Origin of the sequence: Streptomyces bugieae, assembly GCF_036352915.1 — a bacterium.
Taxonomy (GTDB): domain Bacteria; phylum Actinomycetota; class Actinomycetes; order Streptomycetales; family Streptomycetaceae; genus Streptomyces; species Streptomyces endophytica.
On the sequence record NZ_JAZBJP010000004.1, the window covers coordinates 145,355 to 167,445 of the forward strand.

The 22,091-nt window shown below is 73.8% G+C and carries 17 protein-coding genes; 8 read left to right on the forward strand and 9 right to left on the reverse strand.

The window, feature by feature from the left end; all coding sequences use genetic code 11:
- Nucleotides 1-50 precede the first annotated feature (50 nt).
- Nucleotides 51-833 carry a DeoR/GlpR family DNA-binding transcription regulator gene (locus tag V2J85_RS12450; protein ID WP_261954623.1) on the reverse strand — a complete coding sequence of 261 codons (783 nt, stop codon included), beginning with the start codon at nt 831-833 and terminating at the stop codon, nt 51-53.
- Between the two features lie 257 nt (nt 834-1,090).
- On the opposite strand from V2J85_RS12450, the gene V2J85_RS12455 reads away from it, so the two are divergent.
- The 5 genes from V2J85_RS12455 to V2J85_RS12475 all read left to right on the forward strand — a co-directional run bounded on the left by V2J85_RS12455 (nt 1,091) and on the right by V2J85_RS12475 (nt 7,246).
- The gene (locus V2J85_RS12455) at nt 1,091-2,389 is read left to right on the forward strand and encodes an MFS transporter (protein ID WP_261954622.1); all 1,299 of its coding nucleotides are present in this window, start codon (nt 1,091-1,093) and stop codon (nt 2,387-2,389) included.
- 13 nt (nt 2,390-2,402) lie between these two features.
- Entirely contained in the window at nt 2,403-3,986 is a 1,584-nt protein-coding gene (locus V2J85_RS12460) for an FGGY-family carbohydrate kinase (protein ID WP_261954621.1), read from the forward strand.
- Nucleotides 3,979-5,508 carry an FGGY-family carbohydrate kinase gene (locus V2J85_RS12465; protein WP_330821603.1) on the forward strand — a complete coding sequence of 510 codons (1,530 nt, stop codon included), beginning with the start codon at nt 3,979-3,981 and terminating at the stop codon, nt 5,506-5,508. Before V2J85_RS12460 ends, V2J85_RS12465 begins: the two co-directional genes overlap by 8 nt.
- Nucleotides 5,505-6,131 carry a histidine phosphatase family protein gene (locus tag V2J85_RS12470; RefSeq protein ID WP_261954619.1) on the forward strand — a complete coding sequence of 209 codons (627 nt, stop codon included), beginning with the start codon at nt 5,505-5,507 and terminating at the stop codon, nt 6,129-6,131. The genes V2J85_RS12465 and V2J85_RS12470 overlap by 4 nt, the downstream gene beginning before the upstream one ends.
- Before the next feature lie 71 nt (nt 6,132-6,202).
- Nucleotides 6,203-7,246: a 2-hydroxyacid dehydrogenase gene (locus V2J85_RS12475; RefSeq protein ID WP_261954618.1), complete on the forward strand. Its 1,044-nt coding sequence runs from the start codon at nt 6,203-6,205 to the stop codon at nt 7,244-7,246.
- Between the two features lie 77 nt (nt 7,247-7,323).
- Here the strand turns inward: V2J85_RS12475 and lysX are convergent, their stop codons facing one another.
- Nucleotides 7,324-10,641, reverse strand: a complete 3,318-nt coding sequence (lysX, locus tag V2J85_RS12480) for a bifunctional lysylphosphatidylglycerol synthetase/lysine--tRNA ligase LysX (RefSeq protein WP_261954617.1) — start codon at nt 10,639-10,641, stop codon at nt 7,324-7,326.
- Between the two features lie 4 nt (nt 10,642-10,645).
- The gene (locus tag V2J85_RS12485; RefSeq protein WP_330821604.1) at nt 10,646-11,338 is read right to left on the reverse strand and encodes an Ig-like domain-containing protein; all 693 of its coding nucleotides are present in this window, start codon (nt 11,336-11,338) and stop codon (nt 10,646-10,648) included.
- A 240-nt stretch (nt 11,339-11,578) separates the two neighbouring features.
- Between V2J85_RS12485 and V2J85_RS12490 the strand changes: the two genes are divergently transcribed.
- Both V2J85_RS12490 and V2J85_RS12495 read left to right on the forward strand, forming a co-directional pair.
- Entirely contained in the window at nt 11,579-11,773 is a 195-nt protein-coding gene (locus V2J85_RS12490; protein ID WP_261954615.1) for a hypothetical protein, read from the forward strand.
- A complete protein-coding gene (locus tag V2J85_RS12495) occupies nt 11,770-12,951 on the forward strand; it encodes an MFS transporter (protein WP_330821605.1) in 1,182 nt (393 codons plus the stop codon). Before V2J85_RS12490 ends, V2J85_RS12495 begins: the two co-directional genes overlap by 4 nt.
- 27 nt (nt 12,952-12,978) lie before the next feature.
- On the opposite strand, the gene V2J85_RS12500 is transcribed toward V2J85_RS12495, so the two are convergent.
- On the reverse strand, nt 12,979-14,217 hold the full coding sequence (locus V2J85_RS12500) for a phosphodiester glycosidase family protein (protein ID WP_330821606.1): 1,239 nt from the start codon (nt 14,215-14,217) through the stop codon (nt 12,979-12,981).
- A gap of 108 nt (nt 14,218-14,325) precedes the next feature.
- Here V2J85_RS12500 and V2J85_RS12505 point away from each other — a divergent pair, with 108 nt between their 5' ends.
- Nucleotides 14,326-15,195: a phosphatidylinositol-specific phospholipase C/glycerophosphodiester phosphodiesterase family protein gene (locus V2J85_RS12505; protein WP_261954612.1), complete on the forward strand. Its 870-nt coding sequence runs from the start codon at nt 14,326-14,328 to the stop codon at nt 15,193-15,195.
- 11 nt (nt 15,196-15,206) lie between these two features.
- On the opposite strand, the gene V2J85_RS12510 is transcribed toward V2J85_RS12505, so the two are convergent.
- The 5 genes from V2J85_RS12510 to xylB all read right to left on the reverse strand — a co-directional run bounded on the left by V2J85_RS12510 (nt 15,207) and on the right by xylB (nt 22,000).
- The gene (locus V2J85_RS12510) at nt 15,207-15,848 is read right to left on the reverse strand and encodes an N-acetylmuramoyl-L-alanine amidase (protein ID WP_261954611.1); all 642 of its coding nucleotides are present in this window, start codon (nt 15,846-15,848) and stop codon (nt 15,207-15,209) included.
- A gap of 241 nt (nt 15,849-16,089) precedes the next feature.
- Nucleotides 16,090-17,505, reverse strand: coding sequence for a family 2B encapsulin nanocompartment shell protein (locus V2J85_RS12515; protein ID WP_261954610.1), 1,416 nt, complete (start codon nt 17,503-17,505; stop codon nt 16,090-16,092).
- A 96-nt stretch (nt 17,506-17,601) separates the two neighbouring features.
- Nucleotides 17,602-19,014 carry a family 2B encapsulin nanocompartment shell protein gene (locus tag V2J85_RS12520; protein WP_261957327.1) on the reverse strand — a complete coding sequence of 471 codons (1,413 nt, stop codon included), beginning with the start codon at nt 19,012-19,014 and terminating at the stop codon, nt 17,602-17,604.
- A 154-nt stretch (nt 19,015-19,168) separates the two neighbouring features.
- Nucleotides 19,169-20,440 carry an ROK family transcriptional regulator gene (locus V2J85_RS12525; RefSeq protein WP_330821607.1) on the reverse strand — a complete coding sequence of 424 codons (1,272 nt, stop codon included), beginning with the start codon at nt 20,438-20,440 and terminating at the stop codon, nt 19,169-19,171.
- A gap of 129 nt (nt 20,441-20,569) precedes the next feature.
- Nucleotides 20,570-22,000 carry a xylulokinase gene (gene xylB, locus V2J85_RS12530; protein WP_261954608.1) on the reverse strand — a complete coding sequence of 477 codons (1,431 nt, stop codon included), beginning with the start codon at nt 21,998-22,000 and terminating at the stop codon, nt 20,570-20,572.
- Nucleotides 22,001-22,091 lie beyond the last annotated feature (91 nt).

Here is a 22,091-nt window from a genome sequence, read left to right on the forward strand (position 1 = left end):
CTCCTCCTGCCTTACGGCGGGGGAGGGGCGGAAGGCGTGCGGGGGGTCGGCTACCCCCTCCCCTCCACCACCATCACCTCCGTGCCCGCCGCCCGCACATGCCGGATCTGGTCCGCCGGGAGGCCGTCGTCGACGATCAGGAGGTCGAAGTCGGTCAGTGGGGCGAGGGCGTACAGGCCGCCCTTGGCGAACTTGGTGTGGTCGGCGACCAGGATGCGGCGGCCGGCGCTCTCCATCATGGCGCGCTTGACCTGCACGGTCTCCGGTGAGGTGTGGTAGCAGCGGCCGTTGGTGACCGCCGTGGTCGACAGGAAGAGCACATCGGCGCGGAAGGCCCGTACCGCGTCGGCGGTGTACGGGCCCATGAACGCGTCGTAGGCGGGGAAGTAGGCGCCGCCCAGTGTGATCAGGGAGATCCCGGGTTCCTTCGCCAGGGTGGTGATGGCCGGCAGCGAGTTGGTGATCACGGTCAGCGGGGTGTGCTCGGCGACCTGGTGGGCCAGCAGCAGACAGGTCGTGCTGTCGTCGAGCAGCACCGTCTGCCCGGGCACCAGCAGCGTCGCGGCGGCCCGCGCCAGCTGCTGCTTGGTCTGCGCCATGGTCGCCATCCGTTCCGCGACGCTGCCGTGGAACTGCGCGGACGGCAGCCCGGTCGCCCCGCCGCGCACCTTGCGCAGCCAGCCCTGCGCCTGCAGCGCGTCCAGATCGCGGTGCGCGGTCATCAGGCTGATGCCGTACTCCTCGGCCAGGTCCGCGGTGCGCACGAACCCGCGGGCGATGACGGTGTCGCGCATCCGGCGGCGCCGCTCCTCCTGGGCCTCGACCCGGTCCATGGCTCCGCTCCCTCCGTGCCGGCTGCGTCCCCGCGGGCACCCGCCGGGTGAATTCGCCGCGTTATGTTCGCACGGATTTCACACTGCACGCGCGCCCGGCACGGTGTCCACATGCGGTTCCGCAAGGACGCAACACGGCTGGTCGGAGCGGTGATGCGAAGATTCCGGCGGCCATTGACGACCCTTTCCGCACGGCGGTTCCATCGCTGCGTCCACCCCCCTTCGCCCTTCTGAGCCGCCGCAGAAAGGGAGATTCGATGACGAACTCTCCGCCGCGTTCACTGATCACCCGCCTGGGCATTCCGCCGACCCTCGCCTGGGGCTACCTCGGGCTGCTGCTCTTCATGATCGGAGACGGGGTCGAGTCCGGGTACCTCTCGCCGTACCTCCTGGACCAGCACCTCTCCGAGTCCCGGGTGGCCCTGCTGTTCACCGTCTACGGGATCGCCGCCGGCATCGCCGCCTGGCTCTCCGGAGTGCTCTCCGACCTGTGGGGCCCACGCCGTGTGATGTGGGCCGGCCTGGGCATCTGGGCGGTCTTCCAGCTGGTCTTCCTCGCCGTCGCCCTCCCGCTGGGCAGCTACCCGCTGATGATGGCCGGCTACGGCCTGCGCGGGCTGGGCTATCCGCTGTTCGCCTACGGCTTCCTGGTCTGGATCGCCGGGGTGGCGCCGCGGGCCCGGCTCGGCACCGCCATGGGCTGGTTCTGGTTCGCCTTCACCGGCGGGCTGCCCACCCTCGGGTCGCTCGTCGCCAGCGGTCTCATCCCGCACATCGGCTCCTACGCCACGCTGTGGGCCGCGCTGGCGCTGGTCGCCGCGGGCGGGCTGATCGCGCTGCTGCTGGTCCGGGACGACCACGGCGGCAGACGGCCGCGCGGGGACGGCGAGGGGCCGGTGGCCACCCTCGTCGGCAGCGTCACGATCCTGTGGCGCAACCCCCGGGTCGGGGTCGGTTCGGTCGTCCGGGTCATCAACACCGCGTCCCAGTTCGGCTTCTTCGTGATCCTGCCGATCCACTTCACCCGGACCGTCGGCTTCACCCTCACCCAGTGGCTGCACCTGCTCAGCGCGATGTTCGCCACCAACATCTTCGCCAACCTGCTGTTCGGCGTGGTCGGGGACCGCTTCGGCTGGCGCCGCACCATCGCCTGGTTCGGCGGCGCCGGCTGCACGCTCAGCACCCTGCTGCTCTTCTACGTCCCGCACGCCGCGGGCGCGAACTTCCCGCTGGCCCTCCTGGTCGCCGCGTTCTACGGCGCTACGCTGGCGGGTTATGTACCGCTTTCGGCGCTCGTGCCCACTCTGGAGCCGCGGCACCAGGGCCAGGCACTGGCCGCCCTGAACCTCGGCGCCGGCGCCAGCACCTTCGTCGGCCCGGCGGTCGTCGCGATCTTCGTCGGCCCGCTCGGCGTCGAAGGAGTGGTCTGGATCTTCGCGGGGATGTACGCGGTGAGCTGGGCGCTGGCCCACTTCCTGAAGCTGACGGACGAGCCGGATTCCGCCGACGCCGCGCGGCGGGGCCCCGAGCCCGCCGCCGCCTCGGCCCCGGCATGAGAGGGACGCACTGATGTCCGTACTGACCATCGACGTCGGGACCACGGTGATCAAGTCCGTGGTCTTCGACGACCAGGGCACCGAGATCGCCGTCGCCCGCCGCGCCACCGAGGTCCTCCGCCCGCACCCCGGCTGGGCCGAACAGGACATGGACGGCGTCTGGAGCGCGGTCGTCGACACCGTCCGCACCGTGCTGGACGGCCTGGCCGACCCGGTCCGGCTGGTGTCCTTCACCGCGCAGGGCGACGGCGCCTGGCTCGTCGACGACCGCGGCCGCCCCACCGGACCCGCCGTCCTGTGGTCCGACGGCCGCGCCGGGGACCAGCTCACCGCCTGGCAGCGGGACGGCGTCCTGGAGGCCGCGTTCCGCCGCAACGGCTCGCTGACCTGCGCGGGCATGCCCAACGCGATCTTCAGCTGGCTCGCCGCCCACGACCCGGACCGGCTGGCCCGCTCGGCCACCTCGCTCACCGCCGCCGGCTGGCTCTTCCTCCGCTTCACCGGCGTCCGCGCCAGCGACGAGTCCGACGCCTCCGCCCCCTTCCTCGACCACGCCACCGGCACCTACGACCCGCAGATCATCGACCTGTTCGGCCTCGGCGCGTACGAACGGCTGCTGCCCACCGTGCTCGCCGAGGACCGGCGGATCGCCGAACTCACCACCACGGCCGCGGACGAGCTCGGGCTGCCGGCCGGCCTCCCGGTCGTGATGGCGCCGTACGACATCGCCGCCACCGCCCGCGGGGTCGGCGTGGTCAACCCCGGCCAGGCCTGCAGCATCCTCGGCACGACCCTGTGCACCGAGATCGTCACCACCGGAATCGACACCACCGGAGAGCCGTCCGGCATCCACATCGCCTACCGCGGCCGGGAGCGGGTGCTGCGCGCCTTCCCCACCCTCAACGGCGCCGAGGTCCTCGGCTGGGCGGCCCGGCTGCTGCACCTGCCGGGCCCGCCGGAACTGGCCCAGCTCGCCTTCGAGTCGGAGCCGGGGGCGCGCGGGCTGATGTTCCTGCCGTACCTGTCCCCGGCGGGCGAGCGCGCCCCGTTCCTCGACCCGGGCGCCCGCGGCTCGTTCTGGGGCCTGTCCCTGGAACACACCCCCGCCGACCTGGCCCGCGCGGTCTTCGACGGGCTCTCGCTGGTCCTACGGGACTCGCTCGCCGCCGCCCGCACGGACGTCCAAGAACTGCGACTGTGCGGCGGCGGCGCCAACAGCGACGCCTGGTGCGCCCTGATCGCCGACGCCACCGGCGTGCCCACCGCCCGCTCCGGCGACACCGAACTCGGCGCCAAGGGCGCCTTCCTCACCGGCCTGGTCCGCACCGGCGCCGAGAGCAGCATGCACAGCGCCGCCGCCAAGTACGTCCGGATGCAACGGAGTTGGCAGCCCGAGCCGGCGCGCGCGGAGTTCTACGCCGGGCTGTACGAGGACTTCCTGCGCTGGCGCGACCTGGCCCGCGAGGCCGGCTGGCGCGGCACCGCGGCCTGGCACGGCGGCGCCACCCGCCCCGCCGAGGCCCCCGGCCGCCCGACCGAGGCCCCCGCCCGCCCCGCCGGCCGGACCGACGCCGCCCCTGGAGGAACCCTTGTCTGACCCGCATCACCCCGGCCAGGTCCCGGCCGCGGCCCCCGACCCCGACGGCGTCTGGCTCGGCCTCGACCTCGGCACCCAGAGCGCCCGCTGCGCCGCCGTCGACGGCACCGGACGGGTCCTCGCCACCGCCGCCCGCCCGCTGACCAGCCGGCGCGACGGCAACCGGCACGAACAGGACCCCGAGGAGTGGTGGCAGGCGCTCGCCGCGGCCTGCCGGGAGGCGCTGACCGGCCTCGACCCCCGCCGGATCCGCGGCCTGGCGATCGACGGCACCTCGGGCACCGTCCTGCTCGCCGACGCCCACGGCACCCCGCTCACCCCGGGGCTGATGTACGACGACGGCCGCGCCGCCGACCGGGTCGCCGCCGTCAACACCGCCGGCGCCGCGGTCTGGCAGGAACTCGGGTACCGCAGCATGCAGCCCTCCTGGGCCCTGCCCAAACTCGTCGCGCTGCTGGCGGACGGTCCCGAACCGCCGCCCGGCGCCCGGCTGCTGCACCAGGTCGACCTGATCACCTGGCGGCTGGCCGGCCACCAGGTCGCCAGCGACGCCAGTCACGCCCTGAAGACCGGCTACCACCTCGTCGAGGAACGCTGGCCGGACCGCGTCATGCAGCAACTCGGCGTGCCCGCCGGGCTGTTGCCCCGGGTCGTCCGCCCCGGCACGGTGCTCGGCACGGTCTGCGCCCGGGCCGCCGCGGCCACCGGCATCCCCGAAGGCGTCCCGCTCGTCGCCGGGATGACCGACGGCTGCGCCGCACAGATCGGCGCCGGGGCGCTGGCACCGGGCGCCTGGAACTCGGTGCTGGGCACCACCCTCGTTCTCAAGGGCACCAGCCCGCACCTCGTCCGCGACCCGGCCGGCGTCGTCTACTGCCACCGCGGCCCGGACGACACCTGGCTGCCGGGCGGCGCCTCCAGCAGCGGCGCCGGCGTCCTCAGCCGGCACTTCCCCGGCGAGGACCTCGACGCCCTCACCACGCGGGCCGCCGTCCTGGCCCCGGACGCCGCGGACGCGGTCGCCTACCCCCTGGTCTCCACCGGCGGCGAGCGCTTCCCCTTCCGCGCACCGGACGCCCGGCCCTTCCTCCTCGGCCACCCCGCCACCCGGGCCGAGGAGTTCCACGCCCACCTGCTCGGCGTGGCCTGCCTGGAACGGCTCTGCTTCGACTACCTCGACCACCTCGGCGCGCCGGTCGACGGGCCGCTCACCCTCACCGGCGGCGGCGCCCGCAACGCCTACTGGTGCCAACTGCGCGCCGACGTCCTGGGCCGTCCCGTACGACTGCCGGAGCAGGCCGAGGGAGCCGTCGGGATGGCCGTCCTCGCCGCCACCGCCGACGGCACCCGCCTGGTGGACGCGGCCGCCGCGATGGTCCGGATCGACCACGAGCTCCGCCCGGACCCGGCCCGCACCACCCGCCACCTCCCCGTCTACCTCCGCTTCGTCGACGAACTCACCCGCCGTGGCTGGCTCGGCCAGACCGTGGCCGACCATGCCCGCAGGAGGGCCGCACCGTGACCCACTTCATCCTCGTACGCCACGGCGAAACCGTCTGGCACGCGGAGAACCGCTACGCCGGCCGCACCGACGTGCCGCTCACCGCCCTCGGCCGCGAACAGGCCGCCACCCTCGCCACCTGGGCCACCACCGCCCACCTGACCGGCATCTGGAGCTCCCCGCTCTCCCGCGCCCGGCTGACCGCCGCCCCCGCCGCCGCGGCCTGCGGGCTCACCCCGCACGTCGACGAGCGGCTCTACGAGCTCGACTTCGGCCGGGGCGAGGGCCTGACCCGGGACGAGATGCGCACCCGCTTCCCGGAGCGGGTCGCCGCCTTCCTCGCCGACCCGGTCGCGCACCACCTGCCCGACGGGGAACACCCGCGGCACGCCGCCGAACGCGCCGCCGACTGCCTGGCCGACCTCGCCCGGGCCCACCCCGACGGCCGCATCCTGGTCGTCGCCCACTCCACCCTGCTGCGGATCCTCCTCTGCCACCTGCTCGGCATCCCGCTCGCCGACTACCGCCGGGTCTTCCCCCGGCTCCACAACGGCGCCCTCACCGAGATCCGCCACGGCCACGGACGCACCGCGCTGCTCAGCCTCAACACCCCGGCGCTCGCCCAGGCCCCCGCCCTCCCCTGACCACCCGCCGTACGCACACCGCCCGTGCACACACCGTCCGTACGCACACCGCTCCAGGAGAAGAAGACCCCATGAGCACCACCGTCCTCGCCGCCGGCAACCACTTCATCCGCCCGGGCCTGTTCGCCGAGGCCGTGCGCGCGGCCGCCGGGGACACCCCGCTGGACATCCGCGAACTCCGCTACGACTGGCCGCACACCCCCTTCGGCCCGGTCGGTGAGGTCATCGAGGCCTCCGGCACCGAGGACGAGATGATCGAGGCGCTGCGCGGCGTCGAGATCTGCGTCACCGAGCACGGCCCGCTCACCGAGCGGATCCTCGCCCACTGCCCCGACCTCAAGCTGTTCTGCACCAGCCGCGGCGGCCCGGTCAACGTCAACCTCGAAGCCGCCACCCGGCACGGCGTCCCGGTCTGCTACGCCCCGGGCCGCAACGCCACCGCCACCGCGGAGCACACCCTCACCCTGATGCTGGCCGCTGCCCGCGGCGTCGGCGACACCCACACCGATCTGCGCCGCGGCGTCTGGCGCGGCGACTACTACGACTACGACCGCTGCGGCATCGAGATCGACGGCGCCACCGTCGGCCTGATCGGCTACGGCGCCATCGGCAGCCGGGTCGCCAAGGTCCTGGCCGCGATGGGCGCCCACGTCCTGGTCCACGACCCGTACGTCCGTCCGGAGGCCCTCGCCGGCGTCGCCGAGCAGGTCACCCTCGACGAACTGCTCGGCCGCTCCCGCATCGTCTCGCTGCACGCCCGGGTCACCGACGAGACCCGCGGCATGATCGGCCGCGAGCAGCTCGCTGCGATGCGCCGCGGCGCGATCCTGGTCAATTGCGCCCGCGGCGCGCTCCTCGACTACGACGCGGTGTGCGACGCCCTGGACGCCGGGCAGCTGGCCGGCGCGGCCTTCGACGTCTTCCCCGAGGAGCCGCTGCCGGCCGGCTCCCGGCTGCTGACCGCCCCCGGCGTGGTCCTCACCCCGCACATCGCGGGCGGCAGCCAGGAGGTCGCGCACAAGGCGGCCCGGATCGTCGCCGAGGAGGTCGGCCGCCACCTGCGCGGCGAGGCGCTGGTGCACTGCGCCAACCCCGAGGTATTCCAGGGGAGTTGAGCACACCCGCGGTATGCGAGAAGGCCACCACCCGAGGGTGGTGGCCTTCTCACGGTCCGTCCCGCGCCGGGTCCGGCTCAGCGCCGCCGGACCAGCGGGAACGGCAGCGTCTCGCGGATCGACAGACCGGTCAGGAACATCACCAGCCGGTCCACGCCGATGCCCAGACCACCGGTCGGCGGCATCGCGTACTCCAGCGCCTGGAGGAAGTCCTCGTCCAGTTCCATCGCCTCCGGGTCACCGCCGGCCGCCAGCAGCGACTGCGCGGTCAGCCGCCGCCGCTGCTCGACCGGGTCGGTCAACTCCGAATAGGCGGTGCCCAGTTCGGTGCCGAACGCGACCAGGTCCCAGCGCTCGGCGAGCCGCGGGTCCTTGCGGTGCTGCCGGGTCAGCGGCGAGACGTCGGTGGGGAAGTCCTTGTAGAACGTGGGGAGCTGGGTCTTCTCCTCCACCAGGCGCTCGTACATCTCCAGCACGATGTCGCCGCGGCCCATCTCCGGCTTCACCGGTACCGCCGCGGCACCGCACAGCCGGCGCAGCCGGTCCACCTCGGTGTCCGCGTCGACCTCCTCGCCGAGTGCCTCGGAGATCGCGCCGTAGACCGTCTTGACCGGCCAGATCCCCGAGATGTCGTGTTCGACGAGCTTGCCGTGGGCGTCCGCCTTGCGGGCGGTGGCGCTGCCGAACGCGGCGATCGCGGCGCCCTGGATCAGCTCCCGGGTCAGGTCGAGCATCACGTCGTAGTCGGCGAACGCCTGGTACGCCTCCAGCATCGTGAACTCGGGGTTGTGCTTGTACGAGATGCCCTCGTTGCGGAACGTCCGCCCCATCTCGAAGACCTTCTCCATACCGCCCACGCACAGCCGCTTCAGATACAGCTCCGGTGCGATGCGCAGGTACAGGTCGAGGTCGTAGGCGTTGATGTGGGTGTGGAACGGTCGGGCGTTGGCGCCGCCGTGGATCTGCTGGAGCATCGGCGTCTCGACCTCCAGGTAACCCCGGTCGATCAGCCCCTGGCGCAGTGCCTGCACGGCCGTGCTGCGGGCCCGTACGGTCTCCCGGGCGTCCGGCGAGACGACCAGGTCCACATAGCGCTGGCGGACCTTGGCCTCCGGGTCGGACAGTCCGCGCCGCTTGTCGGGCAGCGGCCGCAGGCACTTGGCGGTCAGCCGCCACTGCGTGACGAACACGGTCAGCTCACCGCGGTCGCTGGCGCCGATCTCGCCCTCGGCCTCGACGTGGTCGCCCAGGTCGATGTCCGAACCGAACCGGTTCAGCAGCTCCTTGCCGGCGCCGTCCCGGGTCAGCGCGATCTGCAGATCGCCGGACCAGTCGCGCAGCTCCGCGAAGAGCACACCGCCGTGGTCGCGGGTGCGCAGCACCCGGCCGGCGATGCTGACGGACTTGCCGGTCCGGACCCCGGCCGCGAGCTCCGGGTACTCGGCGCGGACCTCGCCCAGGGTGTGCGTGCGCGTCACGCCCACCGGGTACGGGTCGGTGCCGTCCGCCCGCAGCCGCTCCAGCTTGCGGTGGCGCACCCGCACCTGCTCGGGCAGCGCGGCCAGTTCCCGCTCGTGCAGCTCCTCCTCGGTGGCCGGCGGCGTCTGCACCAGACCGAGCTCGTCCAGCGACGGCAGGCCGGCGGTGCTCGCCGGGGCCAGCATCCGCTTCTTGTGGCCCTTGCCCCACAGCTTGCCCAGGCTCGGTACGGCCACGAAGCCCTCGGCGATACCGGAGGCCAGGCCGATCCGGGCCAGCGCGCCGGCGTCCGCGTAGCACAGGAACCGCGGGTACCACTCGGGGTTGTACTTGGCGTTGGAGCGGTAGAGCGCCTCCAGCTGCCACCACTTGGAGAAGAACAGCAGCAGCCGGCGCCAGAACTTCAGCACCGGGCCGGCACCGATCCGCGCGCCCTCCTCGAAGGCGGAACGGAACACCGCGAAGTTCAGCGAGATCCGGCGCACCCCGAACGACCCGGCCTGGGCGCACAGCCGGGCCACCATGAATTCCATGACGCCGTTGGGCGCGGTGCGGTCGCGGCGCATCACGTCCAGCGAGATGCCGTCCGGCCCCCAGGGGACGAAGGACAGCAGCGCGATCATGTTGCCGTCGCCGTCGAACGCCTCGGCCAGCAGGCAGTCCCCGTCCTCCGGGTCGCCGAGCCGGTCCAGCGCCATCGAGAAGCCGCGCTCGGTCTCGGTGTCCCGCCAGGCGTCCGCCCGGTGGATGACCTCCTGCATCTCCGCGTCGGTCAGCGCGGAGTGCCGGCGCACCCGGAAGGTCGCGCCGGTCCGCTCGACGCGGTTGACGGCCTGGCGGGTCACCCGCATCTCCCGGCCGTCCAGGTCGAAGTCCTTCACGTGCAGGATCGCCTCGTCGCCGAGCTGGAGCGCGCCCAGCCCGCTGCGGGCGAACGCCTTGGCGCCGCTCTCGCTCGCGCCCATCACGGCCGGCTGCCAGCCGTACCGCCCGGCGACCTCCAGCCAGGCCTCGATCGCCTGCGTCCACGCCTCCCGGTCACCGACCGGGTCACCGCTGGCCAGGCAGACGCCGGCCTCGACGCGGTAGGTGACGGCGGCCTTGCCGCTGGGGGAGAAGACCACGGCCTTGTCGCGGCGGCTGGCGAAGTAGCCGAGCGAGTCCTGGCTGCCGTAACGGTCCAGCAGCGCCCGGATCCGGGCCTCCTCGTCGCCGTGCAGCGCGGCCTCCATGCGCTGCGAACGGAACAGCGCGGCCGCGGCGTTCAGCAGCGCCAGCGCGCCGAGCAGTCCCAGGACCGTGCTGGTCCAGTGCGGCGGATGGCCCTCGACCAGCCGGCCGCCGACCAGCCCGCCGCAGACCCGGTTCGCGGCCCACAGCAGGCGGTTGCCGCCGCCCGTCTCCAGCGTGCCGGGCGCCAGGGTCACCAGGCCCCAGCCGAGCAGCACCGCCACCACGAGCCCGCCGATCAGCACCCCGATCGCGCGCAGGAACGCACCGCGCCGGGTGATCGCGTAGAACTCGCGGTGCGAGACCAGCAGCAGCACCAGGGCGCCGGCGCACAGCACCAGCGAGATGGCGAACTCCCAGTAGCCCGCGGCCAGGAACAGGGCGTCGGCGAGGGTGACCAGCACCATGTACGCGACGACGAACCACAGCGCCACGCGTTTGCGCGCGGTCATCGCCGCGCCCAGGAGGAAGAGGAACGCCGCATAGGCGAAGTTCGGCGCCACCGGGATCGTGAGCGTGTCCAGCCAGTAGATCACCGGATGGAGTCCGCGCCGGAGGGGCCCGATCAGCGCCGTCAGGGCGCAGAAGAGCCCCAGCACGCTGAAGATGATGGCGAAGCCGTTCGGGACGCGGCGCCGGAAGCGCCGCCATCCCGTGAGTTGATCCTGGTCCTGCACGGTGCTCATTCCGTCACACTAGGCTCTGAAAGGGGTCAGCTGCTCGACGCGAGGGTGCGGTTTCCCGCCCACCGGGCACGGGCTCGGCATTCCAGTCTCCGATCCCGATGGTCGTATCGTCTTTCCCTCGTACGGAGGATGCGGTGACTGTACTGGGTTCACCCACCCGGACCTTGCCACAATCCCGCCCCGGAGCCGAGTCGGTGCATGTCCGGCCGATCGTGAGGTTCGGGTCATCGGCCTTCGCGAGGTGACGGCCGCCGCCCGGGGCCACCCCGTCCGGCGCGACCGCCGGTTCGTCGAGCCGGGCCGCCGTCGCCGTGGTCAGCGACTCCTTGGCCACGCCCTCGCCGCCCCGGTCGTCCTTCGTCCGGGCGAGGACGGAGTACCGGGTGTCCGGCGCGGCCGGCGCGCTGGCGGTCCATACGGTTCCGCCGCCGCCGAGACCGCCGGGCAGCCGCCGCCCCCGGGGGTCGGCGACCGTCACCTCGGTCAGCACCCCGCCCTGTGCGGTCACCCGCAGCCGGTCGCCGGCCTGGACGGTCCGGGTCCCGTTCGCCGCGCCCAGCGTCACCCGCACCGGTGTGCCCTGGGCGCCCGGCGCCGCGCCGCCCCCGCACGCGGTGAGCGTGCCCGCGCCGACCACCCCGGCCAGGGCGAGTGCGGTGCGCCAGGGCCTGCGGCGGGGGGAGGGGCGAAGGGGCATGGGGTCCGTCTGAGGTCAGGGAGGGGCGGCGATGTTCGGCCGCTAAGACGGGCAATGCCGCGACTCCGTTGCGGGGAGTGAGGTGATCCACGTCACTGTCCCGGGCGTCCTTCCTGGTCGGTGACCCGTAGTGAACACCCGGATGGAGTATCGGGCCTCGAACCGGACATACCCCGAAATACGCCAAACTGGCCACCCCTTGCCGTCCGTTCGGGCGGCGGTTGAGGAGGTGTGCGTGCCATGGCGATTTCCATCTCGGTCGTACTGCTGCTGCTGACCCTGACCGTGATCTTCCTGCGCAGCGGAAAGCTCAAGTTCTCGCACGCCCTCGTGTGCGCACTGCTCGGCTTCTACCTCGCGAGCAGCAGCCTGGCCCCGGACATCCACCAGGGGCTGGCCGGCGCCGCCGACGTGGTGAGCAGCGTGCGCCCGTGACCCTGGCGGCCTACCGGAACCTCGCGGTCGCCACCCTCGGCTTCACCGTCACCTTCTGGGCGTGGAACCTCATCTCCCCGCTCGGCAACACCTTCAAGAGCAGCCTCGGCCTGACCGACGTCCAGGTGTCGGCCCTGGTGGCGGTGCCGGTGCTGGTCGGCTCCCTGGGGCAGGTCCCGGTCGGCGCGCTCACCGACCGCTATGGGGCCCGGGTGATGTTCCCGCTGGTCTCAACGCTGACCATCGTGCCCGTGCTGCTGCTGATCCCCGCCAAGCACTCCTACGGCGCGATGCTCGGCACCGGCTTCCTGCTCGGCCTGGGCGGCACCACCTTCGCCATCGGCATCCCGCTCGTCAACGCCTGGTTCCCGCCCCGCAAGCGGGGGCTGGCCCTGGGGATCTACGGGATGGGCATGGGCGGCGTCGCCCTCTCCGGCTATCTGACCCCCCGCATCCACCGCTACGACGAGAACCTGCCCTACCTCGTCGTCGCCGTGGGCCTCGTCCTCTTCGCCGTCGTCGGCGCCCTGATGATCAGCGACCACCCGAGCCGGCCGGTGCCCGAGACCTCGCTCGCCACCCGGCTCGGCCGGGCCGGCCGGCTGCGCGCCACCTGGGAGCTGGCCGCGCTGTACGCGATCGGCTTCGGCGGCATCGTCGCGTTCGGCGTCTACCTCCCGACGTACCTGCAGACCTGGTACCACCTCGACGCCACCGACGCGGGCACCAAGGCGGCCGGCTTCGCGCTGGTCACGGTGGCCTTCCGGCCGATCGGCGGCTGGTGCTCGGACCGGGTGCACCCGGCCGTCGTCACCGCCGGGGCGCTCGGCACGGTCGCCGTGCTCGCCGTCGTCCAGGCCTTCGACCCGCCGCTGGACCCGGTCGGCACCTTCGACTTCCTGGTCATGGCGGCCGGCCTCGGCGCGGCCAGCGGCTCGGTCTTCGCGCTGGTCCCCCGGGTGGCGCCGCAGGCCGGGGTCGGCAGCGTCACCGGCATCGTCGGCGCCACCGGCGGCCTCGGCGGCTTCGTCCCGCCGCTGGTCATGGGCGCCGTCCACAGCGCCAAGGGCAGCTACGCGATCGGCTTCATGCTGCTCTCCGACCTGGCGCTGGCCGGCTGTGTGTACGCCGTCGGCCGGATGCGCGCCACGGGAGCCGGGCGCGCCGGGAGGACGTGACCACCGGGCGGGCCCGGGCGCCGCCGCTCATCCGAGGGAGAAGATCCCCACGCCGTTCGCCACCGGGCGCTCCGCCCCGCCCGACGGATGGTTGCGCACCACGACCCCGTCACCGGTGCCGTCATCGGTCACCAGCGTCGAGGACCCCCCGCCGTCCAGGTTCATCGCCTCCTCGGACCCCAACTGCGCCATCAGATCGCCGAGTTCACTCACCGTCAGGCCGGTCTGGCCGCGCGCGCCGTCCAGCGCCAGCAGATACAGCACCCGCCCGCCGGGCGCGATCCCCACGGCGGTCCGCACCGCCACCGCGACGGTGTCCAGCCCGGCCACCGGCCGCGCGTCCCGGACGATCGGGAAACCGCCCACCGCGAACCGCAGCGGCACCGGCCCCTCGCCGGCCAGCCGGTAGCCCACCCGCAACGGCTCCCCGAGGTGCAGCTTGCGCAACTGCCGCGCGCCCTCCTCCCGGCCCACCAGCACCACGCTCCCCGCGGCCACCCCGCCGGCGCCCGGATCGTCCTCGATCGCCGTCACCCGGCCGTACCGGACCGTGACCTCCGCGGTGTCCGTGCTGCACGGCGCGGCCCGCTCGGTGTCCGTCCCGCAGACGGCCCGCTCCCGGGACGCCGGGCCCCACTGCGGGGTGTACGCGCCGATGCCGTCCTCCGGCAGCGCGTACTGGTTGAGCCCGCGCAGCGGCAGCCCGCCCTCGGGGGTCAGCACCACGCCGCGCAGGGTGAGCCGGTCCAGCCGCGCCCGGCGGTCGTAGCCCACGCCGAGGACGTCCTCGGTGCTGGCGCCCGGCGGCAGTACGGGCCCGAAGCGCTGCCCGTCGGGGACCGCCGCCTTCAGCTGCCGGCCGGAGACCACGGCCGGTCCGTCCGGGGCGCCGGTCGCCTCCACACCCGGATGCTGGGTCTCGGTGATGTGGAAGAAGTCCCCGTTGACGGCCGCCACCGCACCCCGCGCCGCGGCCAGCCGGGACACCGGCGCCCGGGCTCCGACCGCGCCCGGGTACAGCAGGTCGACCGACACCCGCGGATCGCCCAGATCGACCGTCAGCAGATGCCCGTGCACCACCCCGCGCGGCACCGTCATCCGGAATTCGCCGTACGCCACACCGGGCGCCACCGACAGGGCACCGGAGCGGCGCAGGCTGGGGCCCGCTGCGGTGGCCGGGGCCCCGCCCGCCATTCCGCCGGCCAGCACGCCCCACACCGCCAGCACCGTCAGTACCGCGCGAACCCGACCGAATCGCTGCTCCACGATTGCCCCTGACGTCACGTCAACTGCACCGGGTACCAGAGACGTTCACCGCGCCACGCGCACGCGGCACGCCCCACTATGGACCGCTCACTATGACCTGGAGATGTCATGAATCCGTACACCCGCAGAACGGCCGTCGTGTCGCTGGGCGCCGCCCTGGTGGCGGGTCTGACCGCACCGGCCGCCGCCCGTGACACCACCGCCCGCGGTCCCGCCGTACGTCCGGCCGCCCCGGTGCCGCTGCCGCGCGCCCACGCCCACAACGACTACGCGCATCCGCGGCCGCTCCTCGACGCCCTGGACCACGGTTTCGGCAGCGTGGAGGCGGACATCTGGCTGGTCGACGGGCGGCTGCTGGTCGGGCACGAGGAGGGCGACCTCGACCCGGCCCGCACCCTCCAGTCGCTCTACCTCGACCCGCTGCGCCGGCGGATCCGCGCCCAGGGCGGCACGGTCTACCGCGGGTCGCGGCTGTCCCTCCAGCTGCTCATCGACATCAAGACCGCCGGCGACCCCACCTACCGCGCGCTGTCCCCCGTGCTGCGCCGCTACCGGGACCTGCTGAGCGTGTGCCGGGCCGGCCGGGTGCGGCGCGGCCCGGTCACCGCGGTGATCTCCGGGGACCGCGCCGCCCGGGCGCCCATGGAGGCCGAACGGGAGCGCCACGCCTTCTACGACGGGCGCCCCGAGGACCTCGGCACCCCCGCCCCGGCGTCCTTCGCCCCGCTGGTCTCCGCCTCCTGGACGGACACCTTCGGCTGGCAGGGCGTGGGGCCGATGCCCGGTCACGAGCGGGAGCTGTTGCGGCGGTTGGTGGCCGCGGCGCACGCCGAGCGGCGCCGGCTGCGCTTCTGGGCCACGCCGGACGCGCCCGGACCGGCGCGCGAGGCGGTCTGGACGGCGCTGCTGCGGGCCGGCGTGGACCACCTCAACTCGGACGACCTCGCCGGACTGGAGCGCTTCCTGCGGACCGCGTGACGCGCGCCGGGTCATCTCCCGTGCCGCCAGGATGCCTCGCTGACCAGCTGCAGGTAGCGCGCCCAGTCCCAGTACTCGCCCGGGTCGGTGTGGTCGGAGCCGGGGACCTCGACGTGGCCGATGATGTGCTCGCGGTCCTTGGGGATCCCGTAGCGGTCGCAGACGGCGGCGGTGAGCCGGGCGGAGTGCTCGTAGAGGGTGTCGGTGAACCACGTCGGGTCGTCGATCCAGCCCTCGTGCTCGATGCCGATGCTGCGGGTGTTGTAGTCCCAGTTGCCGGCGTGCCAGGCGACGTTGCGTTCGCTGACGCACCGGGCGAGGTGACCGTCGGAGGAGCGGACGACGTAGTGGGCGGCGGCCTTGTGCGTGGGGTCCTGGAACAGCCGGAGGGTGTCCTCGTAGGTCTCCTGCGTCACGTGGATCACGACCATCTCGATCGGGTACTGGGTGGGGCGGTCCGCGGCGGTGAAGTTGGACTTGCTGGCCGGGATCCATTCGACCGGGGGGTAGCCGTCGCCGCCGCGCGGTGTCCGGCGGTGCGGGGCGGCCAGGGCGGCGGACGCGGTGAGCGGGGCGAGGGCGGCGGACGCGGCGAGTGCGGCCGCGCCGGTGATCAGACGCCGGCGGGCGGGGCGGGGGTGGCGGGGCTCCATGTGAACTCCTGACAAGGACCGAGGGTGGTCGCGTACATGTCACGCACATGCGATGCGTTCATCATGCGCAACCGGACAGGTCCTGCCAAGGGCATGGCCGGGCCGCCAATGGCTCGACCAAAGGCGGCAACGGCGCAGGTCACGTGCCGGGGTCACACCTGATCGGCCGTCACCCGGGTGCCGCGCCCGGGCCCCTGAAGGGACGGGCCCGGACGCGGCACGTCCGGCGGTGTGCCGCCGGTCAGTGGCCGATCTCGACGTCCTCCAGGATGCCCAGCGCGTCCGGCACCAGCACGGCCGCCGAGAAGTACGCGCTGACCAGGTAGTTGATGACCGCCTGGTCGTTGATGCCCATGAAGCGCACCGACAGGCCGGGCTTGTACTCGTCCGGGATGCCGGTCTGGTGCAGCCCGATCACGCCCTGGTTCTCCTCGCCGACCCGCAGCGCCAGGATCGAGCTGGTCTGGTCCGGGGTGATCGGGATCTTGTTGCAGGGCAGCAGCGGAATGCCCCGCCAGGCCCGCACCTCCCCGCCCTCGAACGGGACGGTGCTGGGGTAGATCCCCCGGGCGTTCCACTCCCGCCCGATGGCGGCGATGGTGCGCGGATGCGCCAGCAGGAACTGCGTCTTGCGGCGCCGGGAGATCAGCTCGTCGAGGTCGTCGGGGGTGGGCGGTCCGCTGTGGGTGTGGATGCGCTGCTTGAGGTCGGCGTTGTGCAGCAGCCCGAACTCGCGGTTGTTGACCATCTCGTGTTCCTGGCGCTCGCGCAGCGCCTCCACGGTCAGCCGCAGCTGCTGGTCCAGCTGGTTCATCGGCCCGTTGTAGAGGTCGGCGACCCGCGAGTGCACCTTCAACACCGTCTGCGCCACGCCGAGTTCGTACTCCCGCGGCGTCAGTTCGTAGTCCGCGAAGGTGCCCGGCAGGACCGGCTCGCCGACATGGCCGGCGGCCAGCTCGATGGCCGCCTCACCGTGCTTGTTCTGCGCGGGCACCAGCGCGGTACGGAACGCCTCGATGTGTGCCCGCAGCGAGTCGGAATCGCCCAGCACCGCCTCGAAGTCGCTGCGGTAGAGGGTCAGTGCCGTCACCCGGGTCACCGCGCGCACGGAGTGCTCCCACTCCGCGTCCCCGGAGAGCAGTGCCGCCGCGCCGATGGCGTCGCCGTCGGCCAGCGTGCCCAGGGACGTCTCGTCGCCGTACTTGCCGGCGCCGAGCCGGTCCAGCTTGCCGTGCGCGATCAGGATGACCCGGTCGGTCGGGCCGCCCCTGCGGGCCAGCACGTCGCCCGGGGCGAACTCCCGCTGGACGAAGCGGCCGGCCAGCGCCTCCAGGGTGGGGGCGTCGTCATAGCCGCGCAGCGGCGCCAGTTCGCGCAGCTCGGCCGGGATCACCCGGACATCGGTGCCGGTCGAGACGAACTCGATCCGCCCGTCGCCGAGGGTGTGCGTCAGTCGGCGGTTGACGCGGTAGGTGCCGCCGGAGACCTGCGTCCACGGCAGGATGCGCAGCAGCCAGCGGGACGAGATCCCCTGCATCTGCGGCACGGTCTTGGTCGTGGTCGCCAGATTGCGGGCCGCGGCGGTGCCCAGGCTGGAGGGACTCTGCTCGACCTCGGAGGGCTGCGGGCCGGACGTCGGGTCCACCGATGTGGTCATGGAAGAAGCTCACCTGTTCTGTCGGTGCTGCGCTGTGCCGGTGCTACCGGGTGCGTGCGGATACGCGTGCTGCCGTGCTTTTCCTGCGGCGGCCGTTCACTGGCCGATCTGCACGTCCTCCAGCACGCCCAGCGCATCGGGCACGAGAATGGCCGCGGAATAGTAGGCGCTGACCAGATACTTGAGGACCGCCCGGTCGTCGATGCCCATATAACGCACCGACAGCCCCGGCTCGTATTCATCGGGAATTCCGGTCTGGTGCAGGCCGACCACACCCTGCTTTTCCTCACCGGTGCGCAGTACCAGAATCGAGCTGGTGCGTTCCTTGGTGACCGGAATCTTGTTGCACGGGAAGATCGGCACCCCGCGCCAGGACGGCAGTGAATGCCCCATGAAATCCACCGCGGTCGGATACAGCCCGCGGGCGCTGCACTCCCGGCCGAAGGCGGCGATGGCCTGCGGATGGGCGAGCACGAAGCCCGGGTCCTTCCAGACCGTGGCGAGCAGTTCGTCGAGGTCGTCGGGGGTGGGCGGTCCGGTGCGGGTGTGGATGCGCTGCTTGAGGTCGGCGTTGTGCAGCAGCCCGAACTCGCGGTTGTTGATCATCTCGTGCTCCTGGCGCTCGCGCAGCGCCTGGATCGTGAGCTTCAGCTGCTCCTCGACCTGGTTCATCGGGTCGCTGTAGAGGTCGCCGACCCGGCTGTGCGTGCGCAGCACCGTCTGGGCCACGCTGAGTTCGTACTCCCGCGGCGCCGCGTCGTAGTCGACGAAGGTGCCGGGCAGGGCCGGCTCGCCCTGGTGCCCGGACGCCACGGACACCGCCGACTCGCCGCTGTCGTTCGCCGGCCGGGAGGCGGACCGCTCGGCCGTCGCCAGGTGCTCGCGCAGCCCGGGGGAGCGGCCGATCACCTCCTGGCCCGCCTGCCGCGGCAGTGCCATGACCGTCACCCGGGTCACCGCGCGGTAGCTGAACTCCCAGGTCGCCTCGTCGGCGTCGAGCGGGCCGGTGCCGAAATGGTCACCCCCCGCGAGCGCTTCCAGCACCGTCGAGTCGCCGTATTTGCCGGTGCCGATGCGGTCCACCCGGCCGTGCGCGATCAGCACCAGCCGGTCGTCCGGCGTGCCGGCCTCGGCGATCAGCTCGCCGGGCGCGTACTCGACCTGCGTGAACCGCTCGCCGAGCGCCGCCAGCACCTCCTGGTCGGTGAAGTCCCGCAGGGCGGGCAGTTCCCGCAGTTCCTCCGGGATGATCGAGACGTCGCCGCCGTTGATGTCGAAGTCGATGCGCCCGTCGCCGACGGTGTAGGTCAGCCGGCGGTTCACGCGGTACGTGCCACCCGACACCTGCACCCAGGGCAGCAGCCGCAGCAGCCAGCGGGAAGTGATTCCCTGCATCTGCGGCGCGGTTTTGGTGGTGGTCGCCAAATTCCGTGCGGCAGTGGTACTCAGACTGGAATTCTGGGATTCTTCCGCACTGCTGGGAAGCGATTCGTCGGCAATCGTCACAATGCCACCTGTCTCCTGGGAGGGTGCGATGCGGGACTGCCCCGGAACCGATTCGCAGCGGTTTCGCGGCAGCCCGCCGAACCGACGGTAGTCGTGCGCTTTTTATCGGCACAATCGCTCGATGGGGTGGCATGGAAATCTGTTTCCATGGAAAGGTTTAGTCGGTTCGGACCGGGGGAGAGTCAGCCGGGGCGCAGGAATGGAGGGGGTCGTCCAGGACGCCCCGCAACGCCGCGTGCGCCGCCCCCAGCAAAGGCCCGTCCGCCCCCAGGCGCGACACCGTCACCAACGGCCCGCCGGCCCGCGCCGGATCCGCCGCCACGGCCGTCCGCAGCGTCAACTCCCGTTCCAGCGACGGCAGGACCCAGGGCGCGAGCCCGGCCAGCGCACCCCCCAGGACGACCGCCCGGGGGTCGAGCAGATTCACCGCCCCGGCGAGCGCGATACCGAGCGCCGTCCCGGCTTCTTCCAGGGCCCGTACGGTGGCCGGGTCGCCGTCGGCCGCGCGGCGCGCGCGCAGTGCGATCCGGGCCCCCGGCCCCGCCCGGCCGGGTGCCGCCCCGCTCGCCCGCAGCACGGCCGCTTCCCCCGCGTACTGCTCCAGGCACCCGCGGCCGCCGCAGTCGCACCGGCGGCCGTCCGGATACACCGGCACATGACCCAGCTCGCCGGCGAACCCCCGTGCACCACGCAGCAGTTGGCCGTCCACCACGACCGCCGCGCCGATCCCGGCCTCGGCCGAGACGTGGACGAAGTCCGGCGGCGGCCCCGGCCGCCCGCCGTCCGCACCGGCCGGCCGCAGTTCGGCCAGCGCCCCCAGGTTCGCCTCGTTCTCCACGGTCAGCGGCACGGCCGGGGAGCCCGCCGGGGCGGTCACCGGGGCCAGGCCCGGCGCCAGGTCCGCCGCCCGCCAGCCGAGGTTGGGCGCGTGCACCACGGTCGTCCCGCCGCGGGCCACCAGCCCCGGCACCGCCACCGCGAGCCCGGCGGGCCGCAGCCCCTCCGCGGCGATCCGCCCGGTCACCTCCGCGAGGAGCTCCCCGAGCCGTTCCAGTACGGGCCCGGGCGTGCTGTTCCGGTTCGCCGCGCCGACCGCCGCACGCGCCCGTATCCGGCCGCGCAGATCGATCGCGCACACCGCGAGGTGGTCCACGCCTATCTCCGCCCCGAGCCCCGCCGGGCCGCGGTCGCTGACCACCAGTTCGCTCCCCGGCCGGCCCCGGCCGCGCGGTGCCGCCGGCCCCGACTCGACCAGCAGCCCGGCCCGCAGCAGCTCGTCCACCAGCGGCGCCACGCCCGCCCGGGTCAGCCCGATCCGCGCCGCCACCGCCGGCCGGGACAGCGGCCCGTGCGCCGCCACGGCCTGCAGCACCCGGGCGAGATTGCGCCGCCGGATGCCGGCTTGGGTGTCGTTGCCGGGCGGGGTCACGGGGCTCCTCCGGGGTGTCGGGGCCAGGGGCGCTTCCCCTGGTGGGGCTGTCTCCCGGGCGCGGGCGGCGCCGGGGTACGTAGGGCGGCCGGGCGGGGGCCGTGCGGGCGGGTGCGTACGGACGGCGGCTCAGTGTCGCAGCAGCGTGTCCGCGTCGGTGAGGGTCGTGGTCAGGCGGTCCAGGGCGGCGTCGTCCCGCGGCCGGGCCTCGTACTCCGTGCCGCGTGCGGTGCCCCACCGGCGGGCCACCGCCGCCGGGTCCTCGCCCAGCAGCAGCCCGGCCGCCTGGGCCGCCGCGCCGAGCGCGACCAGCTCCTGCGCCGCGGGCACCACCACGGGGCGGCCGGAGAGCCGGCGGACCGTCTCCCGCCAGGCCCGGCCCTTCGCGCCGCCGCCGATCAGCAGCAGCGGCGCCCCGGCCGCGGCGTCCGCGTCCAGCACCTGCTCCAGCGCCCGCAGCAGCGCGAACACCGCGCCGTCGTAGGCCGCCTGGAGCAGCTGGCCGGCCGTGGTGTCGTGTCGCAGCCCGTGCACCAGGCCCGACGCCCCGGGCAGGTTCGGCGTGCGCTCCCCGTCCAGGAACGGCAGCACCACCACCTCGCCGCCCGCCTCCACGGCCTCCCGGTCGCGGCCCAGCAGCGCCGCCACCCGGTCCACGGCCAGCGTGCAGTTCAGGGTGCAGGCCAGCGGCAGCCAGTCGCCCCGGGCGTCGGCGAAACCCGCGACGGTGCCGGTCGGATCGGCCGGGCGGTGGGTGGAAACCGCATAGACCGTCCCCGAGGTGCCCAGGCTCAGCACCGGCTGTCCGGGGCGCAGGCCGAGGCCGAGCGCGGCCGCCATGTTGTCGCCGGTGCCCGCGGCCACCAGGGCGCCCCGCGGCAGCGGCAGTTCCCCGGCGTGCACCGTCCCGGCGGCCTCACCCGGCTGCGCCACCCGGGGCAGCGCCTCCGGCGGCAGCCCGACGTGCGCCAGGATCTCGGTGTCGTACGCCCCGGTGGCGGAGGCCCACCAGCCCGTGCCGGAGGCGTCCCCGCGGTCGGTGACCGCCTCGCCGGTCAGCCGTCCGGTGAGGTAGTCGTGCGGCAGCCGCACCGCGGCGGTGGCGGCCGCCGCGGCCGGTTCGGTCTCCCGCAGCCAGGCCCACTTGGCCACCGTGAACGCCGGTCCCGGCACGCTCCCCACCCGGTCCGCCCAGGCCCGTGCGCCGCCCCGCTCGGCGATCAGCCGCTCGCTGTGGCCCGCGGCGCGGACGTCGTTCCACAGCAGGGCCGGGCGGACCGGCTCGCCGGCCGCGTCCAGTGTGACCAGCCCGTGCTGCTGCCCGGCGACCGACACCGCGGAGACCTGCCGGGCGGCGTCGCCGCACTGCGCCAGCGCCTCGCCCAGCGCCTCCCACCACTGCCGGGGGTCGCTCTCCTTGCCGGGGCCGCCGCCGACCGTGTGCGGCGCCTGCCCGCGCGCGACGACCACACCGGTCTCCGCGTCCACGACCAGCGTCTTCGTGGACTGCGTCGAGCTGTCCACGCCGAGGACGAGCGGTCCCGCTGCCTGTGCGCCCATCGTGCTCTCTCCCTTGACGGCCCGCTGCCCCACAGGTGCGGCGCCTTCTCGCACGGTCTGCTTCCAGGGGGTTCCCCGGTGTGCCGCCGCA

What these genes read in the sequence shown, in the direction of transcription:
- V2J85_RS12505 (WP_261954612.1), top strand. Translation starts at nt 14,326, where the DNA reads ATGAATCCGTACACCCGCAGAACGGCCGTCGTGTCGCTGGGCGCCGCC.
- V2J85_RS12510 (WP_261954611.1), bottom strand. Translation starts at nt 15,848, where the DNA reads ATGGAGCCCCGCCACCCCCGCCCCGCCCGCCGGCGTCTGATCACCGGC.
- V2J85_RS12515 (WP_261954610.1), bottom strand. Translation starts at nt 17,505, where the DNA reads ATGACCACATCGGTGGACCCGACGTCCGGCCCGCAGCCCTCCGAGGTC.
- V2J85_RS12485 (WP_330821604.1), bottom strand. Translation starts at nt 11,338, where the DNA reads ATGCCCCTTCGCCCCTCCCCCCGCCGCAGGCCCTGGCGCACCGCACTC.
- V2J85_RS12455 (WP_261954622.1), top strand. Translation starts at nt 1,091, where the DNA reads ATGACGAACTCTCCGCCGCGTTCACTGATCACCCGCCTGGGCATTCCG.
- V2J85_RS12490 (WP_261954615.1), top strand. Translation starts at nt 11,579, where the DNA reads ATGGCGATTTCCATCTCGGTCGTACTGCTGCTGCTGACCCTGACCGTG.
- V2J85_RS12450 (WP_261954623.1), bottom strand. Translation starts at nt 833, where the DNA reads ATGGACCGGGTCGAGGCCCAGGAGGAGCGGCGCCGCCGGATGCGCGAC.
- V2J85_RS12460 (WP_261954621.1), top strand. Translation starts at nt 2,403, where the DNA reads ATGTCCGTACTGACCATCGACGTCGGGACCACGGTGATCAAGTCCGTG.
- V2J85_RS12475 (WP_261954618.1), top strand. Translation starts at nt 6,203, where the DNA reads ATGAGCACCACCGTCCTCGCCGCCGGCAACCACTTCATCCGCCCGGGC.
- xylB (WP_261954608.1), bottom strand. Translation starts at nt 22,000, where the DNA reads ATGGGCGCACAGGCAGCGGGACCGCTCGTCCTCGGCGTGGACAGCTCG.
- lysX (WP_261954617.1), bottom strand. Translation starts at nt 10,641, where the DNA reads ATGAGCACCGTGCAGGACCAGGATCAACTCACGGGATGGCGGCGCTTC.